General features: G+C 71.6%; 12 protein-coding genes. 1 reads left to right on the top strand and 11 read right to left on the bottom strand.

What is annotated here, in order from left to right; all coding sequences use genetic code 11:
- Positions 1–32 precede the first annotated feature (32 nt).
- Entirely contained in the window at positions 33–449 is a 417-nt protein-coding gene (locus OG852_RS32955; RefSeq protein WP_133911767.1) for a Fur family transcriptional regulator, read from the top strand.
- Here the strand turns inward: OG852_RS32955 and OG852_RS32950 are convergent.
- The 11 genes from OG852_RS32950 to OG852_RS32900 form a co-directional block, all read right to left on the bottom strand.
- Positions 446–3,982, bottom strand: a complete 3,537-nt coding sequence (locus OG852_RS32950; RefSeq protein WP_330349852.1) for a caspase, EACC1-associated type — start codon at positions 3,980–3,982, stop codon at positions 446–448. The genes OG852_RS32955 and OG852_RS32950 overlap by 4 nt on opposite strands.
- A gap of 3 nt (positions 3,983–3,985) precedes the next feature.
- The gene (locus OG852_RS32945) at positions 3,986–4,969 is read right to left on the bottom strand and encodes an AAA family ATPase (protein WP_133911765.1); all 984 of its coding nucleotides are present in this window, start codon (positions 4,967–4,969) and stop codon (positions 3,986–3,988) included.
- On the bottom strand, positions 4,966–7,299 hold the full coding sequence (locus tag OG852_RS32940; RefSeq protein WP_330349851.1) for a VMAP-C domain-containing protein: 2,334 nt from the start codon (positions 7,297–7,299) through the stop codon (positions 4,966–4,968). The genes OG852_RS32945 and OG852_RS32940 overlap by 4 nt, the downstream gene beginning before the upstream one ends.
- Positions 7,287–8,465 carry a hypothetical protein gene (locus OG852_RS32935; protein WP_330349850.1) on the bottom strand — a complete coding sequence of 393 codons (1,179 nt, stop codon included), beginning with the start codon at positions 8,463–8,465 and terminating at the stop codon, positions 7,287–7,289. The genes OG852_RS32940 and OG852_RS32935 overlap by 13 nt, the downstream gene beginning before the upstream one ends.
- A gap of 521 nt (positions 8,466–8,986) precedes the next feature.
- On the bottom strand, positions 8,987–9,838 hold the full coding sequence (locus OG852_RS32930; RefSeq protein WP_133911762.1) for an isoprenyl transferase: 852 nt from the start codon (positions 9,836–9,838) through the stop codon (positions 8,987–8,989).
- Positions 9,839–9,855: 17 nt separating this feature from the next.
- Positions 9,856–10,605: a DNA repair protein RecO gene (gene recO / locus OG852_RS32925; protein ID WP_133911761.1), complete on the bottom strand. Its 750-nt coding sequence runs from the start codon at positions 10,603–10,605 to the stop codon at positions 9,856–9,858.
- Between the two features lie 145 nt (positions 10,606–10,750).
- Positions 10,751–11,710, bottom strand: coding sequence for a DUF6879 family protein (locus tag OG852_RS32920; protein WP_208117117.1), 960 nt, complete (start codon positions 11,708–11,710; stop codon positions 10,751–10,753).
- A gap of 51 nt (positions 11,711–11,761) precedes the next feature.
- A complete protein-coding gene (locus tag OG852_RS32915; protein WP_330349849.1) occupies positions 11,762–12,730 on the bottom strand; it encodes an SCO2521 family protein in 969 nt (322 codons plus the stop codon).
- Positions 12,730–13,716: an SCO2522 family protein gene (locus OG852_RS32910; RefSeq protein ID WP_330349848.1), complete on the bottom strand. Its 987-nt coding sequence runs from the start codon at positions 13,714–13,716 to the stop codon at positions 12,730–12,732. The genes OG852_RS32915 and OG852_RS32910 overlap by 1 nt, the downstream gene beginning before the upstream one ends.
- Positions 13,713–14,633 carry an SCO2523 family variant P-loop protein gene (locus tag OG852_RS32905; RefSeq protein WP_133911758.1) on the bottom strand — a complete coding sequence of 307 codons (921 nt, stop codon included), beginning with the start codon at positions 14,631–14,633 and terminating at the stop codon, positions 13,713–13,715. Before OG852_RS32905 ends, OG852_RS32910 begins: the two co-directional genes overlap by 4 nt.
- Before the next feature lie 3 nt (positions 14,634–14,636).
- Entirely contained in the window at positions 14,637–16,499 is a 1,863-nt protein-coding gene (locus OG852_RS32900; protein ID WP_133911757.1) for an SCO2524 family protein, read from the bottom strand.
- Between the last annotated feature and the right edge of the window lie 16 nt (positions 16,500–16,515).

The raw sequence follows: 16,515 nt of genomic DNA, 5'->3' as shown, positions 1-16,515 counted from the left end.
GGCCGGCAAGCCGCAGACGTGAGGAGGCAACGGTGACGACCGCTGGACCGCCCGTGAAGGGCCGTGCCACCCGGCAGCGCGCCGCCGTCGCGGCGGCACTGGACGAGGTCGAGGAGTTCCGCAGCGCGCAGGAACTCCACGACATGCTCAAGCACAAGGGCGACTCGGTCGGCCTGACCACCGTGTACCGCACCCTCCAGTCCCTCGCCGACGCCGGCGAGGTGGACGTCCTGCGCACCTCCGACGGCGAGTCCGTCTACCGCCGCTGCTCCACCGGCGACCATCACCACCACCTCGTCTGCCGCGCCTGCGGCAAGGCGGTCGAGGTCGAGGGACCGGCGGTGGAGAAGTGGGCGGAGGCGATCGCGGCGGAGCACGGGTATGTGAATGTCGCCCATACGGTGGAGATCTTCGGGACGTGTGCGGAGTGCGCCGCGGGCGCTTCCTAACGGGCGCGGTTGCGAGCGATCCCCACGCCGGCCGGGTTGTCGCCCATGAGCGTCGGCTGGCGGAGGTTCCGTGCGCGGAGCCGGTGTTGCACCTCCGCGTACAGCAGGTCCAGCGAGATGACCTCCGGGCCGCCGCCCAGCCCGTGTCTCAGGATGTCGATGAGTTCACCGGTGAAGGTCGTATAGAGGGCTCCTGACGGGGTCCGCGCGTCCTGGGCGGACGCCGCCATGAAAAGGACGTCTCCGGGGTACGGCACGATGTTGAACACGCCCGGCAGCGAGTCGACCCCCGCCGCGCCGCTGTAGTAACAGTCGAGGACGACGACCTTGTGCCGGGCCGGGCTGCGGCCGACGGCCGCTCGGATCTCGTCGGTGGACACGGCCATGACCGGCGAGTGCGGAGGGGTGTCACGGACGGCCAGACTCAGGTCACCGTTGACGGAATCGAAGACGCTGTGTCCGGCGAAGTACACCAACAGCACGTCCTCGGCGGCAGCGGCAGCACGCTCGACCACCTCCAGGATCTGGCCCCGACTCTCCGGGTTCGCCATCACCGTGGTGCGGCCCGGGGCGAAGGATCCGTCCGACGGATCCGACAGGAGATCCGACAGATCCACCAGTCCGCGGAGCACCTGCGGAAGGTCGGGCAGTTCCTCGTAGGAACCGGCCCCGATGAGCACCGCGTTGGAGCGGTCGCGGTCGGGCAGCTCCAGGTGGTCCGGCGGGTCCGGTTGGAGCCACGCCCATGTCTGAAGCCCGTTGTCCTCGATCCTCACCCGCCGAAGGCGGCCGTGGAGTTCCGGCACGCTCGCGTACAACGGCTCCGACACGAGGAGCGCGGCGTCCGCCCGGCACCGTCTCAAGACGGCCGAATCGGCCAGGCGGGTGGCACGGAGCACGGCCTCCCCCAGCGCGCCGCGCTCACCCATGGCCGCGATTCCCAGGTCCATCGCGACCCTGACCCGCATCCGGGTCCCCTGCTCGTGGGAGTGTTCCAGCCCTTGGGTGAGACCGTCGACGAAGCCCCGGACCACCCTGGCCTCGTCCACTCCGTGGGGCAGCAGCACGAGGAAGCCGTCGCCGCGGTCCTCGCGGACCCACGCCCGGCGGGCCACCCCGGTCATCCGCACCGCGTGGTCGAGGACGTCACCCAGGGCTTCCCGCATCCTGGTCCGGGTGCGCGCGCCCATCCGCCCGTATCCGACGATGTCGATGGCGATACAGATCCTGTGGTTCCCCGGCAGGTGCGACTGGTCCGCCGGAGCCCTGTTCTGGAAGCGCAGTCCGATGACGGACAGGTCCGGCCAGACGCTCACGCATGCGTCGAGCGACACCGCTCCGTCGGGTTTCTCGTCGTCGTCCACCATCATGAGGAATCCGGTGGGGGCGGCATCGACCAGCGGGGCCATGTACTCCGCCACCCGCGATCGGTCCGGCCACCCGAAGGGTGATGCGGCGCCCCTGATCTCCACGGGACAGTACCGGTCCTCGACGCGCCAGAGCAGGTCGTGACGGCGCTCTGTCCATGGACCGAGGCGGCGCTCACGGTCGAGGTGGAGACCTCGCTCGTCGAGGTAGCGCGTCAGATCCTCGGCGATCTCCGTCTCGCTCAACGGCGCCACGGTGGGCCGGTCGTGGACGTACGTGAGCAGATGCAGGAGCAACACGTCCGTGTCGTGGGGGGCACGCCGTACGCGGGCGAACACGTCGCGGACTGCCTGCGCACACAGCGGCAGCACCATGTCGAGGTACTGCTCGCGCAGCCGGGGCCGGACGCCCTCGGGCGGCTCGCCCCGCGACGCGGCGACCGAGTCCACCAGGCTCATGACGACGTCCCACCGGGGAGGCACCACGTCGAGGACCGGCACGCCCAGTTCCTCGGACAACAGCCGTACCGATGCTTCCAGCCCGTCCCCACCCACCCACGCGAACCCGGTCTCCTCGGTCGGCGGGGAGATCTCCACCCCACCGGATGCCTCGCCCCGCACGCCCAGCCTCGCCTGCATCGCGGGACCCAGGTACGCGAAGGGCGTGGCCGTCTCCGTCTCGTCCCGGTCCAGCGGCCAGGCCGGAAAGTCCGAGGAGCGGCCGATCAAGGACTCGATGCGCTCCCCCACCCGGCGGCTGCAGTCGAGGAGTTCCGCGGTGGGGACGGCGTCGAGGAGGAGGTCCTTGGCCTCCGGAGTGAAGTCGAACAGGCGGTGGCGGCCGGTGAGCCGGACGTCCCCGGACCGAGGGAGGGGCTGCACCAGACCGCCGAGGAAGACCTCTGCCAGCGGTGCGCTGCCCTGGCGCTGGTCGAGACAGGAATGGACGAGCTGCATCACGGGCACGGTGACGGGGGCCATGGCTGCCAGGTGCGCGGCCAGGCGCAGCGCCTCGGGGGAGGCGGCGCGGGCGAAGTCCCGTACGGACACGGGGACCGGCTCACCGACCGGTGACCGGCTCAGATGAGGAGCCCACAGGCGGACGGGGACCGGGCGGCCGACGAGCGTGTTGACGGCGGCCCAGGTCGCGAAGCCCGCCGGGGTCAGCTCCAGGACAGGGACGGGGACCGGCGGGGGCGGTGCGACGCTCGGCGGGAGTACCTGGTCGGTCACCGTCCAGGCGGCGTTCGCCGCTCCCGGGCGGGGAGAGGTGACGTGCCAGGTGTCCGCCCGTACGCCGGAGCCCGCCCACAGCCGGCGGGGCAGGGTGTGGAGCACGGCGGTGGGGCCGCAGCGGGCCCACCCTTCGAGCACGGGCCGCAGGCGTCCGTCGCGCCACGCGGGGGTCGCGCCGTCCGTGACGACCAGGACCATGGTCCGTCCGGAAGCGTCCGAGACGGTGTCGGCGGGACGGGTCGGCGGGTCGGTGGTCCAGGGGCGCCCGAGACGGACCGCGGCCCCCTCGGTGTCGTAGCGGATCTGGTGGGTCTCCACCTGCCGGAAGGCACCGCTGCGTTCGAAGAGGCCCTTGAGCTCGGCGCACTGTCGCTGCCAGAGCGGCATGGACACACCGCCGTCGATGATCAGAGCCAGCCGCAGCCATCGCTCCGGCTTGGCCCGCAGTACCAACTGCGGGACGCGTGTGTCGGCCTGGAGGTCGGCGGTGGCGGCCTCGTCGAGTTCGGTGCGGCGACGACTCGGGACGCGCCGCTTCAGTGGACGCAGGGCTCTGCCCAGGGCCAGCGTCGGACCGAGGGCACGGGCGCCGGGGGTCCACAGGGCTCCTGTCGGCGGCTCGGCGGCCAAGGGGCCGGAGGCGACCGCCAGATGCGGAGCGAGGCGGGCGGCCTCTCCCTTCCCCTCCCCCTGCCCTTTCCGTCCTCTCGAGCCGGGACGGGCGGGTGCGTCCGGTTCTTCATCCGCGTCCCGCCGGGCGGGTTCGGCGTCCGGAGGCCGGGGGTCCAGGGCCTGCGGGGCCTGTGTGGCCAGGGGCGCCGCCCGGCGGGACGGTATGCGTGCCGCCAGCCAGAGGACGTCGAGGAGCTCCTCCTGCTCCATGGGCAGCCCGGCCTCCGGGCCGAGTACCTGCCGCAGCTCCTCGAACATCCCTCAGCCGTCCGCGTTCAGCCGGTGCAGCACCGTCTTCAGCAGGCCGTCCGCGTCCAGCCGGGCTCCGCCCCGGCGCAGGAACACGGCGTTGAGGAGCTGGTCGGTGGCCAGCTCCCCGACTGCCCGCTGAGCCAGGAACGCCATGACCAGGTCACCCGCGTCGGCGAGGGCGTCCGGCCCGAGGTGGCCCTCGACGATCTCGCGCAGGCGAGCCTCGTCGGGGTCGCCGAGGTGCAGGGGCAGGCAACGGCGGCGGAACGCGGGAGGGAAGTCGCGTTCGCCGTTGCTGGTGATGACCACGAGGGGAAACTCGGTGCAACGGACCATCCCACGCCTCACCTTGGCCGTCCGATGCGGGTCGGCGGTCAGGACGTCCACCTCCGCCTGCTCCTCGGGCAGTCTGGACAGCTCCGGGATCTCGAAGGTTCCCTCCTCGAAGACGGTGAGCAGGTCGTTCGGCAGGTCTATGTCGCCCTTGTCCAGTTCGTCGACGAGCAGCACCCGGGGGCGGTGCTCGGCGACGAACGCCGTGCCCAGCGGGCCGAGCCGGAGGAACGAGCCGATACCCGGTCGGGGTTCGTCCGGGCCGCGTTCGAGGTTGCTCTCCTGGAGCCGCCCGATGGCGTCGTAGCGGTAGAGCGCGTCCTGGAGGGTGGAGCGGCTGTTGACGGGCCAGCGCAGCAAGGGGCCCAGATCGAGTTCGTGGGCGATGGCCGCCGCGAGCGAGGACTTGCCGGTGCCGGGGTGGCCCGTCACGAGCAGCGGGCGGCGCAGGTGGATGGCGGCGTTGACGACATCCGTCTCCTCGCGGCCGATGACGTAGTGGGATCCGGCTGCGGGGGCTTCGCTTTCGGCGGTCGTGAAGCGCCGCCAGGGCGGTGCCGCCGGGATCGTGGCGATGCGCCGTCGCCCGTCCCCTCGGAAGAGCTGCCAGGTCTCGTCCTCGGCGGTGGAGCCGGTTTCCACTGGGGGCTCGTGGGTCATCGGGGGCTCGCCTCCTGGGAGTCGGAACGGGCGGTCGGGTCGGAGAGCCCGGTCAGGGACAGCACCGGCGGCAACGGGCGGTCGACGTCCTCCAGCAGAACGGCCGGGCACACGGGGTGGGCCGATGGATTCATGCACGCCTGTGCCCGGTAGTCCCGGACCCGTTGGGGCAGCCCGTCCACGGCCAGCTCCGGGCGCAGGGGGGCGAAGTGCGTGGCCGGGACCTGGGCCGAGGTCTGCCGGTCCCAGAGAACGACCGGATAGCCGAGCCGCAGCGCCGCCTGCACCAGCCGGTCCCGGCCGTCCGGACCGGCCCGCACCACGGCACGGGCCGCGCCGGCGTCCGCCATGAGAGCACCGTAACCCGCGTAGCCCTTGGCGTGGCCGTCGTCGAGGAAGACGACCGTGTCGTCGTGCCGCCCCGTCCAGCGGTTCTTCAGGCCGGCCTGCCGCTGTTCCTCGCGCTCGGCGTCGGCCAGCGGGGCACAGCGCAGTGCGGTCGACCACTCCACGCCGAGCAGAATGGGCAGTTCGTCGCCGTCGTCGGCGCCGTTCCAGGAGTCGACGGGCAGTTGGACGGCATCCGGCTGGAGCAGGATCTCGACGACCGGGGTGTCCTCGGTGATCGTGCGCAGCAACGCCACGGTCCGTTTTATCCGGCGCACCACGTCCCGCGGCGACAGGGGCGCGGCGCTCTGCTCCGCGGCCTGTGCGAGGTCGCCCGCGCCGGAGTCGAGCCACATCACACAGGTGTAGTGGTCGTCTCCGTCGCCCGCCGTACCGGGGTCCGGTGGCGCCGCGTCCAGCTGTGCCACGACGCGGGGACGGCCGGCCACGGGGGCGAGCGAGTCCCGCCAGGCCAGTGCCTCGGCGCGGCGCTCGGCCAGACCACCGTCGTCGACCCCCAGCCTGTGGGCCGTCCGGTCCGCCCACTCGTGGAGCTCCGCGCGGACGGCGGGAACGAGTGCGGCGAGCAGTTCGGTGAAGCGGACGACCGCGGGCACCAACTGGTGCCCGGGGCGGACCAGGCTCTGTCCGCCGGTGTGTTCCTCGAAGTGCTCCACGCAGGCCATGAGCTGGGCGACGGTGGGTCCCTGCGCCCCCTCCGTCTTCGGCGGCAGCCACGTTCTGTCGAAGGGCTGGGCGACGTGCAGGGCCGCGATCAGCTGCGCCGTCGACGGCAGTTGAGGCGCGCCGCCGAGCAGCTCTCGCAGCGAGGTGTACTCCAGAGGGGAGAGCAGACCGGGCGCACCGTGGGCCCGGCCCAGTGCCAGCAACTGGTCGGCCTTTCGCCGGTTCCGGGTGTGCACGACCTCCACGAGGGCGGCCAGGGCCCGGTCGACGGTGAGCAGGGCATGCGCGAGCTGCTCGTCGGAGGGAGCAGCGGCGAGACCGGCTGCGGGGCACTGGTCGGCGAGGTGCTCGATGCAACGGGCCCGCAGGTCCGCGTCCCCGAGCGTGTCGTGCAGGGCGAGGGCGAGCCGCGACCGGCCGGTCGACGCCGGTAGCGGGGCCGGGGCGGTGGCCGGCCACTCGAACCTTTCCCTGGAGCCCTCCAGGGTGCGGACCTCGATGGTGACGGGGGTCTGCGAGGGGGGTGTCTCGGCGCGCACGTGGGTGAGGAGTGCGGTCAGGTCCGGGCGCAGGTCGACGGCGTTCGTCTCCAGCCAGTCGAGCACCGCGTGTGAGAAGACCCCGGCGCGCAGGACCGCGTCGTTCTCGGCGACCTGTCCGGAGGCGGCCGCACAGAGCGCGAACTGTTCGACGGGGCGCCGGCGCACCGTGGGAAATTCGGCGACTGCGGGGCCCGTCGGCTGGTTGTGGTGTTCCAGGAAGGTCGCGCACGCGTCGAACAGGAGCACTTGCTGACCGAAGCCTGCCAGGTCGTCGCGCCGGAGGTACTCCAGCAGGTTGGCCGTGTCGATGCACCGCTTGTCGTGGGGGAAGGCATCGGGGCACAGCAGCAGACGCCGGTCGCCCTGGCCCAGCACGCCGTGGCTGCCCCAGAAGACGTAGAGCAGGTCGCCGGTCCGCCCGTCGAGGCCAGTGGTGAAGGCATCCATGAGCTCGTCACGGGCCCAGGTCCGCCGCCAGGTGAGTTCACCGGCGGCGGCGAGCGCGTCGAGCCGGGCACGGCTCTCCTCGTCGGGTGCCAGCAGCAGCTGGATGTTGGCCTCGGGCACCCCGCCCTTGCGCAGCCACTTGTGAAAGCGCAGGGCGTCGTCCACGGCGCCGGGCAGATCCCAGCCGGGGTGCCGGGGGTACCGTTCGACGCCGACGACCACGGCGTGGACGCGCGCGGGGTCGTCGACGGGTCTCAGCCCAGCCATGTGCCGACCGCGTCCCAGACCTTGCCGTTGGACCAGTAGGCGCTGTGCGCGAAGGGGAACGGCTGCCGGTTGTCCACCTCGTGGTCGGTGGCCACACCGGGGAAGACCTGAGCGGCGCGGAAGGACAGCAGGTCGCGCCGGTCGTAGAGGTTGAGCCAGCGGCGCGGGAAGTGTGCGGGAGGCCGCCCGGGGTGTTCGAGGGACACCAGGGCGCCCACCTCGTAGAAGAACGGCGCCTGGGAACCGACGGTGATCAACTGGTCGACCCGCTCGACCTCCTGCTCCACCAGGAGGTCGACGCAGGCCACTCCGCCCAGGCTGTGGGCGATCACGGTGACGGCATCGCCGGGAGTGTGCTCGATGGTGCGCTTGATCAGCCGGCGCAGGGTTTCGCCGCGGGCCTGGTAGCGCAGAATGTCGCCGACGGCGGGCACGAGGAGGTTGTCGCTGTGCCTGCCTCGCTGTCGGCGGGCGTGCCACGTCAGGGCGAGCAGGGCGGGGGTAGCGGCGGCCTTGGCCACGGTTCCGCCCAAGGTGCGGCCATGGGAGTGCAGGTCGGCACTCAGAAGGGACAGCAGGGCGTCCCGGCGGAGGCCCTCCGGCGCATCGGCTCCGTCGTCGGCCGCTTCCGCCAGCACCGTGGCCACGACGGCCCTCGCGAACGCGTGCCGGTGCTCGTAGCCGCCCTCGTCAGCGGTCGCCGCCGCGTCCCGCAGCTCCGGCGAGGCGGCGACCGCACCGACGGCGCGGTCGAGGGCGTCGCCCAGCTCGTGCTCGGCGAAGGCGTCGCGGACCTGCGGGGAAGGGACGTAGCCGGAGAGTTCGTCGAGCAGCTTCTGCGCGGGGCTCCGGCCACGAGTGGTCCCCGAGACGGCGGCGGGGCCCAGGCCCAGGAGGCGCAGTTCGTAGCCGGGGTCCCGGTAGAGGACTCCCCAGACCGCCACGTCCTCGTCCTCCTCGACGCGGCCGCCGCCGGACTCGGTGTAGCCGGGGATGCTCGCGCCGTCCAGCGCGAGGCCCGCGCCGGCCTGCCGCCCCCAGAAACACCCCCGTATCTCGGCGCCGGGCAGCAGTCCTGCCAGAGCCGAACGCACCGTCGCGAAGGTCTTGTCGTACGACTTCTCGCGCACCCCGGTGCCATGGACGAAAACCACTGAGCGTTGCACGTTCCCCCACCCCGCGGACGCACTGGCCGGGCTCCTTCGCGCGGCCCGTGCCCGATGCTAGTGGGGGTCGGCGGCCGCGGGACGTGATCCGGGGAATCGGCCCCGCCTGCCCTGCCGGGTTCGACGTGAGCGCGTGCTTCGTGCAGAGGGTCATCCCCGTCCGAAGCAGTGCTCCAGTTCGTTCAGGTCGTGGAACGTGCTGCCCTTCTCGATGGGCATGCAGGTCGGCTTGAAGGCTGTCTCCTTCTCTGCCGGCCTTCTTGGCCTCGATCCGGCGGAAGAAGTCGTCGAGGAGGAGCGCTCCGTTCGGGCGCGTAGGCGGCCTTGGTGCCGTAGCTGTCGCGGTGCGCCAGGTGGGTCGTGGCGCCGGAGGCGTGCGCGGGGAGCGCGGTGAGCACCAGGGCCGCCGAGGGCGGTGGCGAGGGCGGGGGTGACGCGATGCATGGGCGGGCCGTTTCGACGAGCGGGAGATCGAGAGGTGATCTCCCGCAGCGTCGACGGGCCGGGTGACCGCCCGGCGGCTACGAAGTGACCTGCTCGTCCTCGGTTTTCCCTTCCATGGCCAGGAGTTCCTCGTTGGGGATGGCGCCGCCGAAACGGCGGTCCCGGGAGGCGAACTCCACGCACGCCCGCCACAGGTCGCGTCGGTCGAAGTCCGGCCACAGCACGTCCTGGAAGACCATCTCGGCGTACGCGCTCTGCCAGATCAGGTAGTTGGAGGTGCGCTGCTCGCCGCTGGGGCGCAGGAACAGGTCCACGTCCGGCATGTCCGGGTAGTACATGTACTTCTGGAGCGTCTTCTCGTTGACCTTGTCGGGATCGAGCCGGCCGGCCCGCACGTCCGCGGCGAGGGCCTTCGCGGCGTCGGCGATCTCGGCCCGGCCGCCGTAGTTCATGCAGAAGTAGAGGGTGAGGCGGTCGTTGCCCTTGGTCTGCTCCTGGGCGACCTGGAGCTCCTTGGCCACCGACTTCCACATCCGGGGCATGCGGCCCACCCAGCGGACCCGGATGCCGAGCGCGTCGAGCTGGTCGCGGGTCTTGCGGATGAAGTCGCGGTTGAAGTTCATCAGGAAGCGGACCTCGTCGGGCGAGCGCTTCCAGTTCTCGGTGGAGAAGGCGTACAGCGAGATGTTCTTCACGCCGATCTCGACGCCGCCCTGGAGGACGTCGAGGACGCGCTCGGCGCCGACCTTGTGGCCCTCGGTGCGGGGCAGCCCGCGCTCCTTGGCCCAGCGGCCGTTGCCGTCCATGACGATCGCCACATGCTCGGGGACCAGCTCACCGGGAAGCTTCGGCGCGCGGGCGCCGGAGGGGTGCGGCTCCGGCTGCCTGTACTCCTTGCGCTGCCGCCCCAGGAACCCGCGTACGACCATGTGCCTCTCGTCTCCCTCTAGCTCTTCTCTACATACCTGAGCGAGCGCAGCCCGCGCTCCAGGTGCCAATGGAGATACGCGGACACCAGCCCGCTGCCCTCCCTGACGTACCGGGCCTCCGCCGTGTCCGCCGTCTCCCAGTCTCCCGTAAGCAGCGCGCCGAGGAGTACCAAGGTCTGCGGCGAGGGTACGACGCTGCCGGGCACCCGGCAGTCGCCGCAGACGCTGCCGCCGGAGGCGACCGAGAAGAAACGGTTCGGGCCGGGCATGCCGCACTTCGCGCAGGCGTCGAAGCTGGGCGCGTAGCCGTTGACGGCGAGGGAGCGCAGCAGGAAGGCGTCGAGGACGAGGTGGGGGGCGTGCTCGCCGCGGGCCAGGGTTCTGAGCGCGCCCACCAGCAGCAGGTACTGCTGGACGGCCGGTTCGCCCTCGTGGTCGGTGAACCGCTCGGCGGTCTCCAGCATGGCCGTCCCGGCGGTGTAGCGGGCGTAGTCGGTGACGATGCCGCCGCCGTACGGCGCGATGGTCTCGCTCTGGGTGCACAGCGGCAGCCCGCGTCCCACGAGCTCGCTGCCGCGGGCGAAGAACTGCACGTCGACGTGGGAGAAGGGTTCCAGGCGGGCGCCGAACTTGGACTTCGTGCGCCGCACGCCGCGGGCCACGGCCCGCACCCGGCCGTGTCCGCGGGTGAGCAGCGTGATGATGCGGTCGGCTTCGCCGAGCTTCTGGGTCCGCAGGACGATGCCGTCGTCCCGGAAGAGACTCATCGCACACCACCGCGGCACCGCTGGGAGCGGAACTGGCTCATGCCGTCCATTCTCACCCACGCGCCCCGCCTCCTGTGCCGGGGCGGCCATGATCCCCGGGTGCCCGCGGGCACCGGGGCGCGTTCCGGGGGTGGGCGGCGGGTGCTCAGGTGCCCTCCGGCCCCGTTCCTCCCCCGTTGGCGCCGCCCGTGTTGGTCAGGGAGCGGAGGGTGTCCGGGTCGGGGAAGTTGTTCATGGGGAGCTGGAGTTCCTCGGCGGCCTCCCAGAGCTGTTCGAAACGGCGGGTCAGGGGCTGGACCAGTTCGCGTCGGGCGTTCACGGCGGTCCGGGAGTTCAGTCCGAGCTGGTCGGGGTGGATCTCGTAGGACAGGGCCCGGTCGAAGACGATGAAGTCGATCATGTTGCCGCGGCGGTGGTGGGCCGGGAGCTGGTCGAGGGCCACCACCCGCACCTGGATGCGCAGATCCCGCTGTTCCTCGCAGATCGGGGCCAGCGCGGCGCGCTCCCCGCGTTCCTTGACGATGAACAGACGCCGGATCGTGACGCCTCTCTCGACGATCGCCTCGTGCTGGGCGGTGAGATAGCGGTTCGCGGGTTCGGTGGACCAGAAGGCCTCGTCGACGACGCTGGTGCTGATGGCGTCGATGCTGTGCCGGGTGCACTTGGTGAGCGTCATCAGCCAGTCGTGGTTCTCCCCGGGGGTCTCCGCGCTGAAGCTGGTGAGGTCCTCCATCACCCCGGCGAGCCGGTTGATCTCCTCGTTGGCGAAGTCGTGCAGGATCCTCGGTCCGGTGGAGACGACCTTGGTGGCGTTCTCGGCGAGCCGGGGGACGCCGTCGTCGCGGAGCTTCTCCACCTCGTTGAAGAGCTTGGTGGCCTTGCCGATGTCGGCGAAACGCTGGTCGACGGAGGCCTTCACGGCGTGCATCTGGTTCACGAAGGAGACCAGGAACTGCACGATCAGCACGATGCCGCCGCACAGCACGGAGAGCACGAGCTGCCAGGGGCCGTCGTCGTCGGACGAGATCACGTTGGTGAGGAGGTAGACGACTCCCCCCACCACCACCGTGACCAGGAGCTTCTGTGTTACATGCCGTGCATTCATCTCTCTTTCTCCCCCCGTTGGGATCGTGTCCCGGTTTCGTGTCCCGGTTTCTCAGGCCGTCGGCAGCGCCTGTCGTGGGACGGTGAGGTTCTGCAGGACGAGCTGGTCGCGGATGCGCTGGGCGAGCGCGTTCCACTGCCTGCTGTATCCCGGGTTCTTCTCCAGTGCGCTCCAGGCGGTGTGCAGGGCGCCGTCGACGCGGGCCTGCGGCATCCACAGGTGCAGCAGGTGGTCGACGAGCGGGCGCAGCACCTTCAGGACGGCCCGGCCGTCCTCGGAGCCGACCCGCAGCCCGTCGAGTTTGTCGGCGACGGTGGTCAGCAGCCAGTCGTGCAGGGCGAGGTCCTCGCAGAGTTCGGCCGCGGCGGTGGGCGCGGTGCCGGGCGGCAGTCGCAGTTCGACGATCCGCAGCCCGTCCTCGGCCTTGGTGAACCGCAGGGACGTCTCCTCGCCGTCGCCCGCCGCGGCCGCCGTCCAGCGCAGGCTGGTGTCGGCGGTGGTGAGCGGGGTGTCGTGGTCGAGGATCCGGTCCTGCCGGCAGATCCTCGCCAGCAGGCTGTCGGCGATGGAGCCGACGTCCAGCTCGCGGGGTTGGTGTCCGGTCAGGAAGCCTTCGGTGAGGGCCTTGCCGGGGAGCCGGCCGACCGGGACCAGGATGCCGGGGCGGACCAGGTAGTAGCCCCAGGGCTGGCGGCGGTCGGGGCCGCAGGGGGCGGCACAGAAGTACGCCGTGGACTGCAGGACGCGGCCCTCGGTGAGCGCCGCCCGGGCGGTGACCGTGCCGACGGCGCGGATGCGGGCGCCGGTGGCGGTGGGCAGCCGGCAGTCGACGCCGGTGAGGACGTCCGGGGAGACGGCGTGCCGGTTGGGGTGCCGGGAGACCCGGACGCGTTCGTCGGCGCGCAGCCGCAGCAGGGCGACGGCGGCCCGTTCGTCGACGGCGTCCCGGGTGGGCAGCAGACAGGTGCGCACCTCACCGCAGACGAGCACGGGACCCGCGGCGGTGCCGAGGCCGTCCATCACAGCCCCGGCGGGAACACGTAGGAGGTGCGGTCCACCACGCCCGCGGGCAGTTCGAAGCCCTCGGCCCCGGACCGCTCGGCGACCTGGGCGAGCGCCTGGGCCTCGACGTGGACCTGGTCGAGGATGACGCGTACGGCGTGCTCGACGGGCAGGAAGCGGGCGGGCAGGACGCTGCAGGTGACGTATGCCGTGAAGGGCGCGGCCTTCGGGTTGAGGCGCAGGACGGGGGGCAGGGCGTCCCACTCGGCGGGGAACTCCCTGTCGTCCCAGGGGGTGGGGGTGAGCACGGCTCGGCCGTTGTCGCGCAGCAGGCCGAGGCGGACGAGCTGCCAGACGGAGGCGAGGAAGGCGCAGGACCAGGTGCGGTCGTCCTCGGGGCCGTTCCACAGTTCGACGTCCATGAAGACGGAGTGGCCGCGCGCGCCGGTCTCGCTGGGCGGCTGCCAGACGGTGCCGGTGGCGTCGAGGGCGGCGGAGGTGCGCTGTGCGGGGGCGCGGCGGCCGTTGGTGAGCCAGCCGGTGCGGCTGACGGGCGGGCGGAAGCCGTTGCTGCCGGGCGGGGGTGACTCCACGAGCCGGTGCAGGACGGACTCGGCGAGTTCGGCCCGGTCCCGGCGGCCGGGGTCGGCCACGGCGCAGCCCGACTCCCGGGCGAGGTAGTCGATGGTGAGCCCGGCGTCGGCGGCGGCCTGGAGCAGGGGCGGGATCAGCTCGGCGGGGGTGGAGAGGCGGGAGAAGTAGTCGTCGATCAGGAAGCAGGTGCTGATCCGGGGGCGCCGGCCGGCGGGCAGCGGGCCGAGGCCGGCCCGGGCGGCGTCCACCCAGGGCCGTACGGCGGCGAAGTGCCGGCGCAGCCGGGCGGGCCCCTCGACGAAGTCCTCCATGTACAAGTGACCTAATTCCAGGGAGAGATGGGAGAACGGAACGGATTCCGTGCGCGGTTCGGCGCTGGTCTCCCGGAAGACGGCCGCGGAACGGTTCACAACTCCCCCCAGAACTTGTCGTCGGTCACCCGTTGGGCGAGATCTCCCATGGCCTGCCAGGTGTCGTTGTTGGCGATCCTGCGGTCGTGCACGTCCTCGTCGGTGATGAGGCGTTCCTGCCATTGCAGGACGGGTTCCAGGGGAATGGAGGTCAGCACCCTCGTCTTGCCGATTCCGCGGCCGGCGGCGAGTTCCTCGAGTTCCTTGTCGCACTTGCGCATCCACGCGTACTGCGCGGGCGAGACCTGTGCCCACAGGGGGGACTCGAGATCGGGTACGGCGGCCCGGACGAAGCGGATCGAGCCGCCCAGCGCATCCGGCCGGTGTCCCATGGCTATACCGGCTTGCGCGATTCCCTGTTTTCCGTACACGAGTTCGGCGGCGGCCATCACATGCTGGCGGGTCCAGCGGTGATAGACGAGCCAGCGCGTCTTGAGCCGGCCGAGGCCGCCGCGGGGCGAGGTGGCGAGGAGCGCGAGGTCCATCGCATAACTGCGTCCGGCGCTCAGGTCGATGATGATGACGTCGAATTCGCGTTTCAGGCCGAGGACGAGATCGACGCAGCGGTGGAGGTTCTCCTCGTCGGTGACGAACTCGCCGCCGGTGCGGTCGCCGGGCAGCAGGACGAGCCGGCCGGAGCCCCCGGGCCGGTTGCGCAGGTCGGGGTGCTCGGTACGGGCCCAGACGTCGACGCGGAAGGGCTTGCCGGTCTTGCCCTGGAGGTACGAGTGCAGGCCGTGCCCCTCGGCCTCGGTGAGGACGTCGGGCAGGTCGAACACGGCGGCGGCGGTCGGGGAGCCGAAGTCGAAGTCCAGGTAGCAGACGTCGTCGCCGCCCAGGGCGAGGTGGTAGGCGAGGTTGGCGCTCGTCACGGAGCGGCCCGTGCCTCCTTTGTCGGAGGCGGCGAACACGAGCACGGATCACACCCCCCGGGGGCCGGAGTCGCCCCGGGCACGGTCGAGTTCGTAGAGCCGGGCGAGGACGCCGAGGGCCAGGGAGTGGGCGGTGCCGGGCTGTTTGTCGAGCAGTTGCCGGGCACGGCGCAGATCGGCCTCGATGGCCCGGACCTGTTCGCCCTGGGAGCTCCTCGGGGCGGGGGCGGGCTGCTCCAGCTGCTCCTTGCCGAAGAGATGGGCGGCCTCGCTGATCGCGGCCTGCGCGAGCGTGGTCATCTCGGAGCTGCGGATGGGGTTCTGGGTGTAGAGGCCGCGCGCGACGACCATGCACTCGGTGACGCGCTCGGTGATGCTCCAGGACAACGGCCCTTGGCGGAGCTGGACCTCGGGGTACACGGCGTGCACGTTGTCCCAGAGGCCGACGCCGTCGCCGTCGGTGATCCGGCGGGCCCAGAGATGGTCGAGGATGTTCTCGGCGAGCCGCAGCAGCCGGTCCTGCGAGGCGATGTTCCGGGACAGCGCGCACAGTTGCAGGGTCCGTTTGAGGAGCTGTGCGGAGAAGTCGCCCATGGTCCACTTCATGGCGGGGCCGATCTTCTCGCTGCCCAGCAGCGGCAGCGTGACGCCGGGGTTGTGCAGGCCGACCGCCGGGTCCCGGCGGGTGGGGCGGCTGGTGATGCGGCCGCGGTCGGCGAGACGTTCCATCACGGCGACGGTGCGGGTGAGGTCGTCGTCGGTGGCGCGCCGGCGGACCAGGTCGTGGACGAGGATGGAGGCCACGGAGAGGGAGAAGTACTCGGACTCCAGTTGCTGGAGCGTGGTGCGCCAGGGGATCTCCTCCAGCGGCCAGGTCGCGTCGTCGAAGCGGGCGATGGCGGACCAGTACTGCTGGGTGATCTCCCAGCGCAGTCGCAGCGCGTCGGCCAGCTTCTGCTGTTCGGCGGTGAGCAGACCGAGGACGAGGGTGCGCTCGGAGGACAGGTCGGGGATGCCGTCGAGGGCGACGACGGTGAAGTACAGGTAGGGCACGGAGCGGGCTACGCCCTCGAGCTGTTCGCCGATGGCCTCGGCGGTGTCCGGCTCGACGTCGATCTTGGGTGCGCCCTGCACCAGGCTCCAGGCCCAGCCGCACTCGAAGAGGCGGTTCTCGTTGCGGAGTTCGTCGGTGACGTCGCCGTCGAGGCCGAGGGTGACGCTCTCGGTGATGAGGGCGCGCAGCGACTTGAAGCGGTCCTGGAAGCGGGCGAGGACCTGCCGGTCGGAGAGCCGGCCGCGGCCGAGGAGACGGGCGAGCGCCTGGCCCTGCTCGGAGGAGATGTCGACGACGTTGACCGTGAAGGAGCGCAGCAGGCTGACCATGGCGGCGGTGAGCCGGGCGCTGGTCTCGTCGCGGAGTTTGTCGATGCGGGCGAGGGTGGAGGCGCGGCGGGTCTTGCCGCGGTACACCTTGAGGAAGCCGAGGGTGGCCAGGCACAGCGTGATCGACATGGAGTAGGAGTCGACCACGCCGACTTCCCGCTGCTCCTGGGTGAGTTCCTGCTCGGGGTCCTCGGGGGCGAAGTAGTAGCCGCCGGCGAAGGTGGGGCCCGTCGCGCCGCGGTGCTGGTCCATGAACTCGCCGAGGATCTCCACGAGGTTCGCGGGAATCTGGCTGGAGTCACCCGCGTTCCGCAGGGCCCTTTCCACGTCGAGCTGGGTGGTGTCGGGGTCGTCCAGGCGGAACGGCTCGATCTCGGTGGCCGGGTAGAGAAGGCAGAGCAGCCGCTCGGCGTCGGCGACACTGCTGCGGCCGCCCCATTCGCCCCAGTCCCAGGTGCCGTCGTCGAAGGAATGGCGGGCGATGGCCTGCCACACTTCGAGCAGATTCTGTCTCGGCTTGATCTGCATGCCCATTCCCCTCGCA

It is taken from the genome of Streptomyces sp. NBC_00582 (assembly GCF_036345155.1).
GTDB lineage: Bacteria > Actinomycetota > Actinomycetes > Streptomycetales > Streptomycetaceae > Streptomyces.
Note: the sequence above shows the minus strand (reverse complement) of the source record. Positions and strands in the feature narration are given on the sequence as shown.

Coding starts and splice junctions, on each gene's coding strand:
- OG852_RS32950 (WP_330349852.1), bottom strand. CDS start 3,982: ATGTTCGAGGAGCTGCGGCAGGTACTCGGCCCGGAGGCCGGGCTGCCC.
- OG852_RS32945 (WP_133911765.1), bottom strand. CDS start 4,969: ATGACCCACGAGCCCCCAGTGGAAACCGGCTCCACCGCCGAGGACGAG.
- OG852_RS32940 (WP_330349851.1), bottom strand. CDS start 7,299: ATGGCTGGGCTGAGACCCGTCGACGACCCCGCGCGCGTCCACGCCGTG.
- OG852_RS32930 (WP_133911762.1), bottom strand. CDS start 9,838: ATGGTCGTACGCGGGTTCCTGGGGCGGCAGCGCAAGGAGTACAGGCAG.
- recO (WP_133911761.1), bottom strand. CDS start 10,605: ATGAGTCTCTTCCGGGACGACGGCATCGTCCTGCGGACCCAGAAGCTC.
- OG852_RS32920 (WP_208117117.1), bottom strand. CDS start 11,710: ATGAATGCACGGCATGTAACACAGAAGCTCCTGGTCACGGTGGTGGTG.
- OG852_RS32915 (WP_330349849.1), bottom strand. CDS start 12,730: ATGGACGGCCTCGGCACCGCCGCGGGTCCCGTGCTCGTCTGCGGTGAG.
- OG852_RS32900 (WP_133911757.1), bottom strand. CDS start 16,499: ATGCAGATCAAGCCGAGACAGAATCTGCTCGAAGTGTGGCAGGCCATC.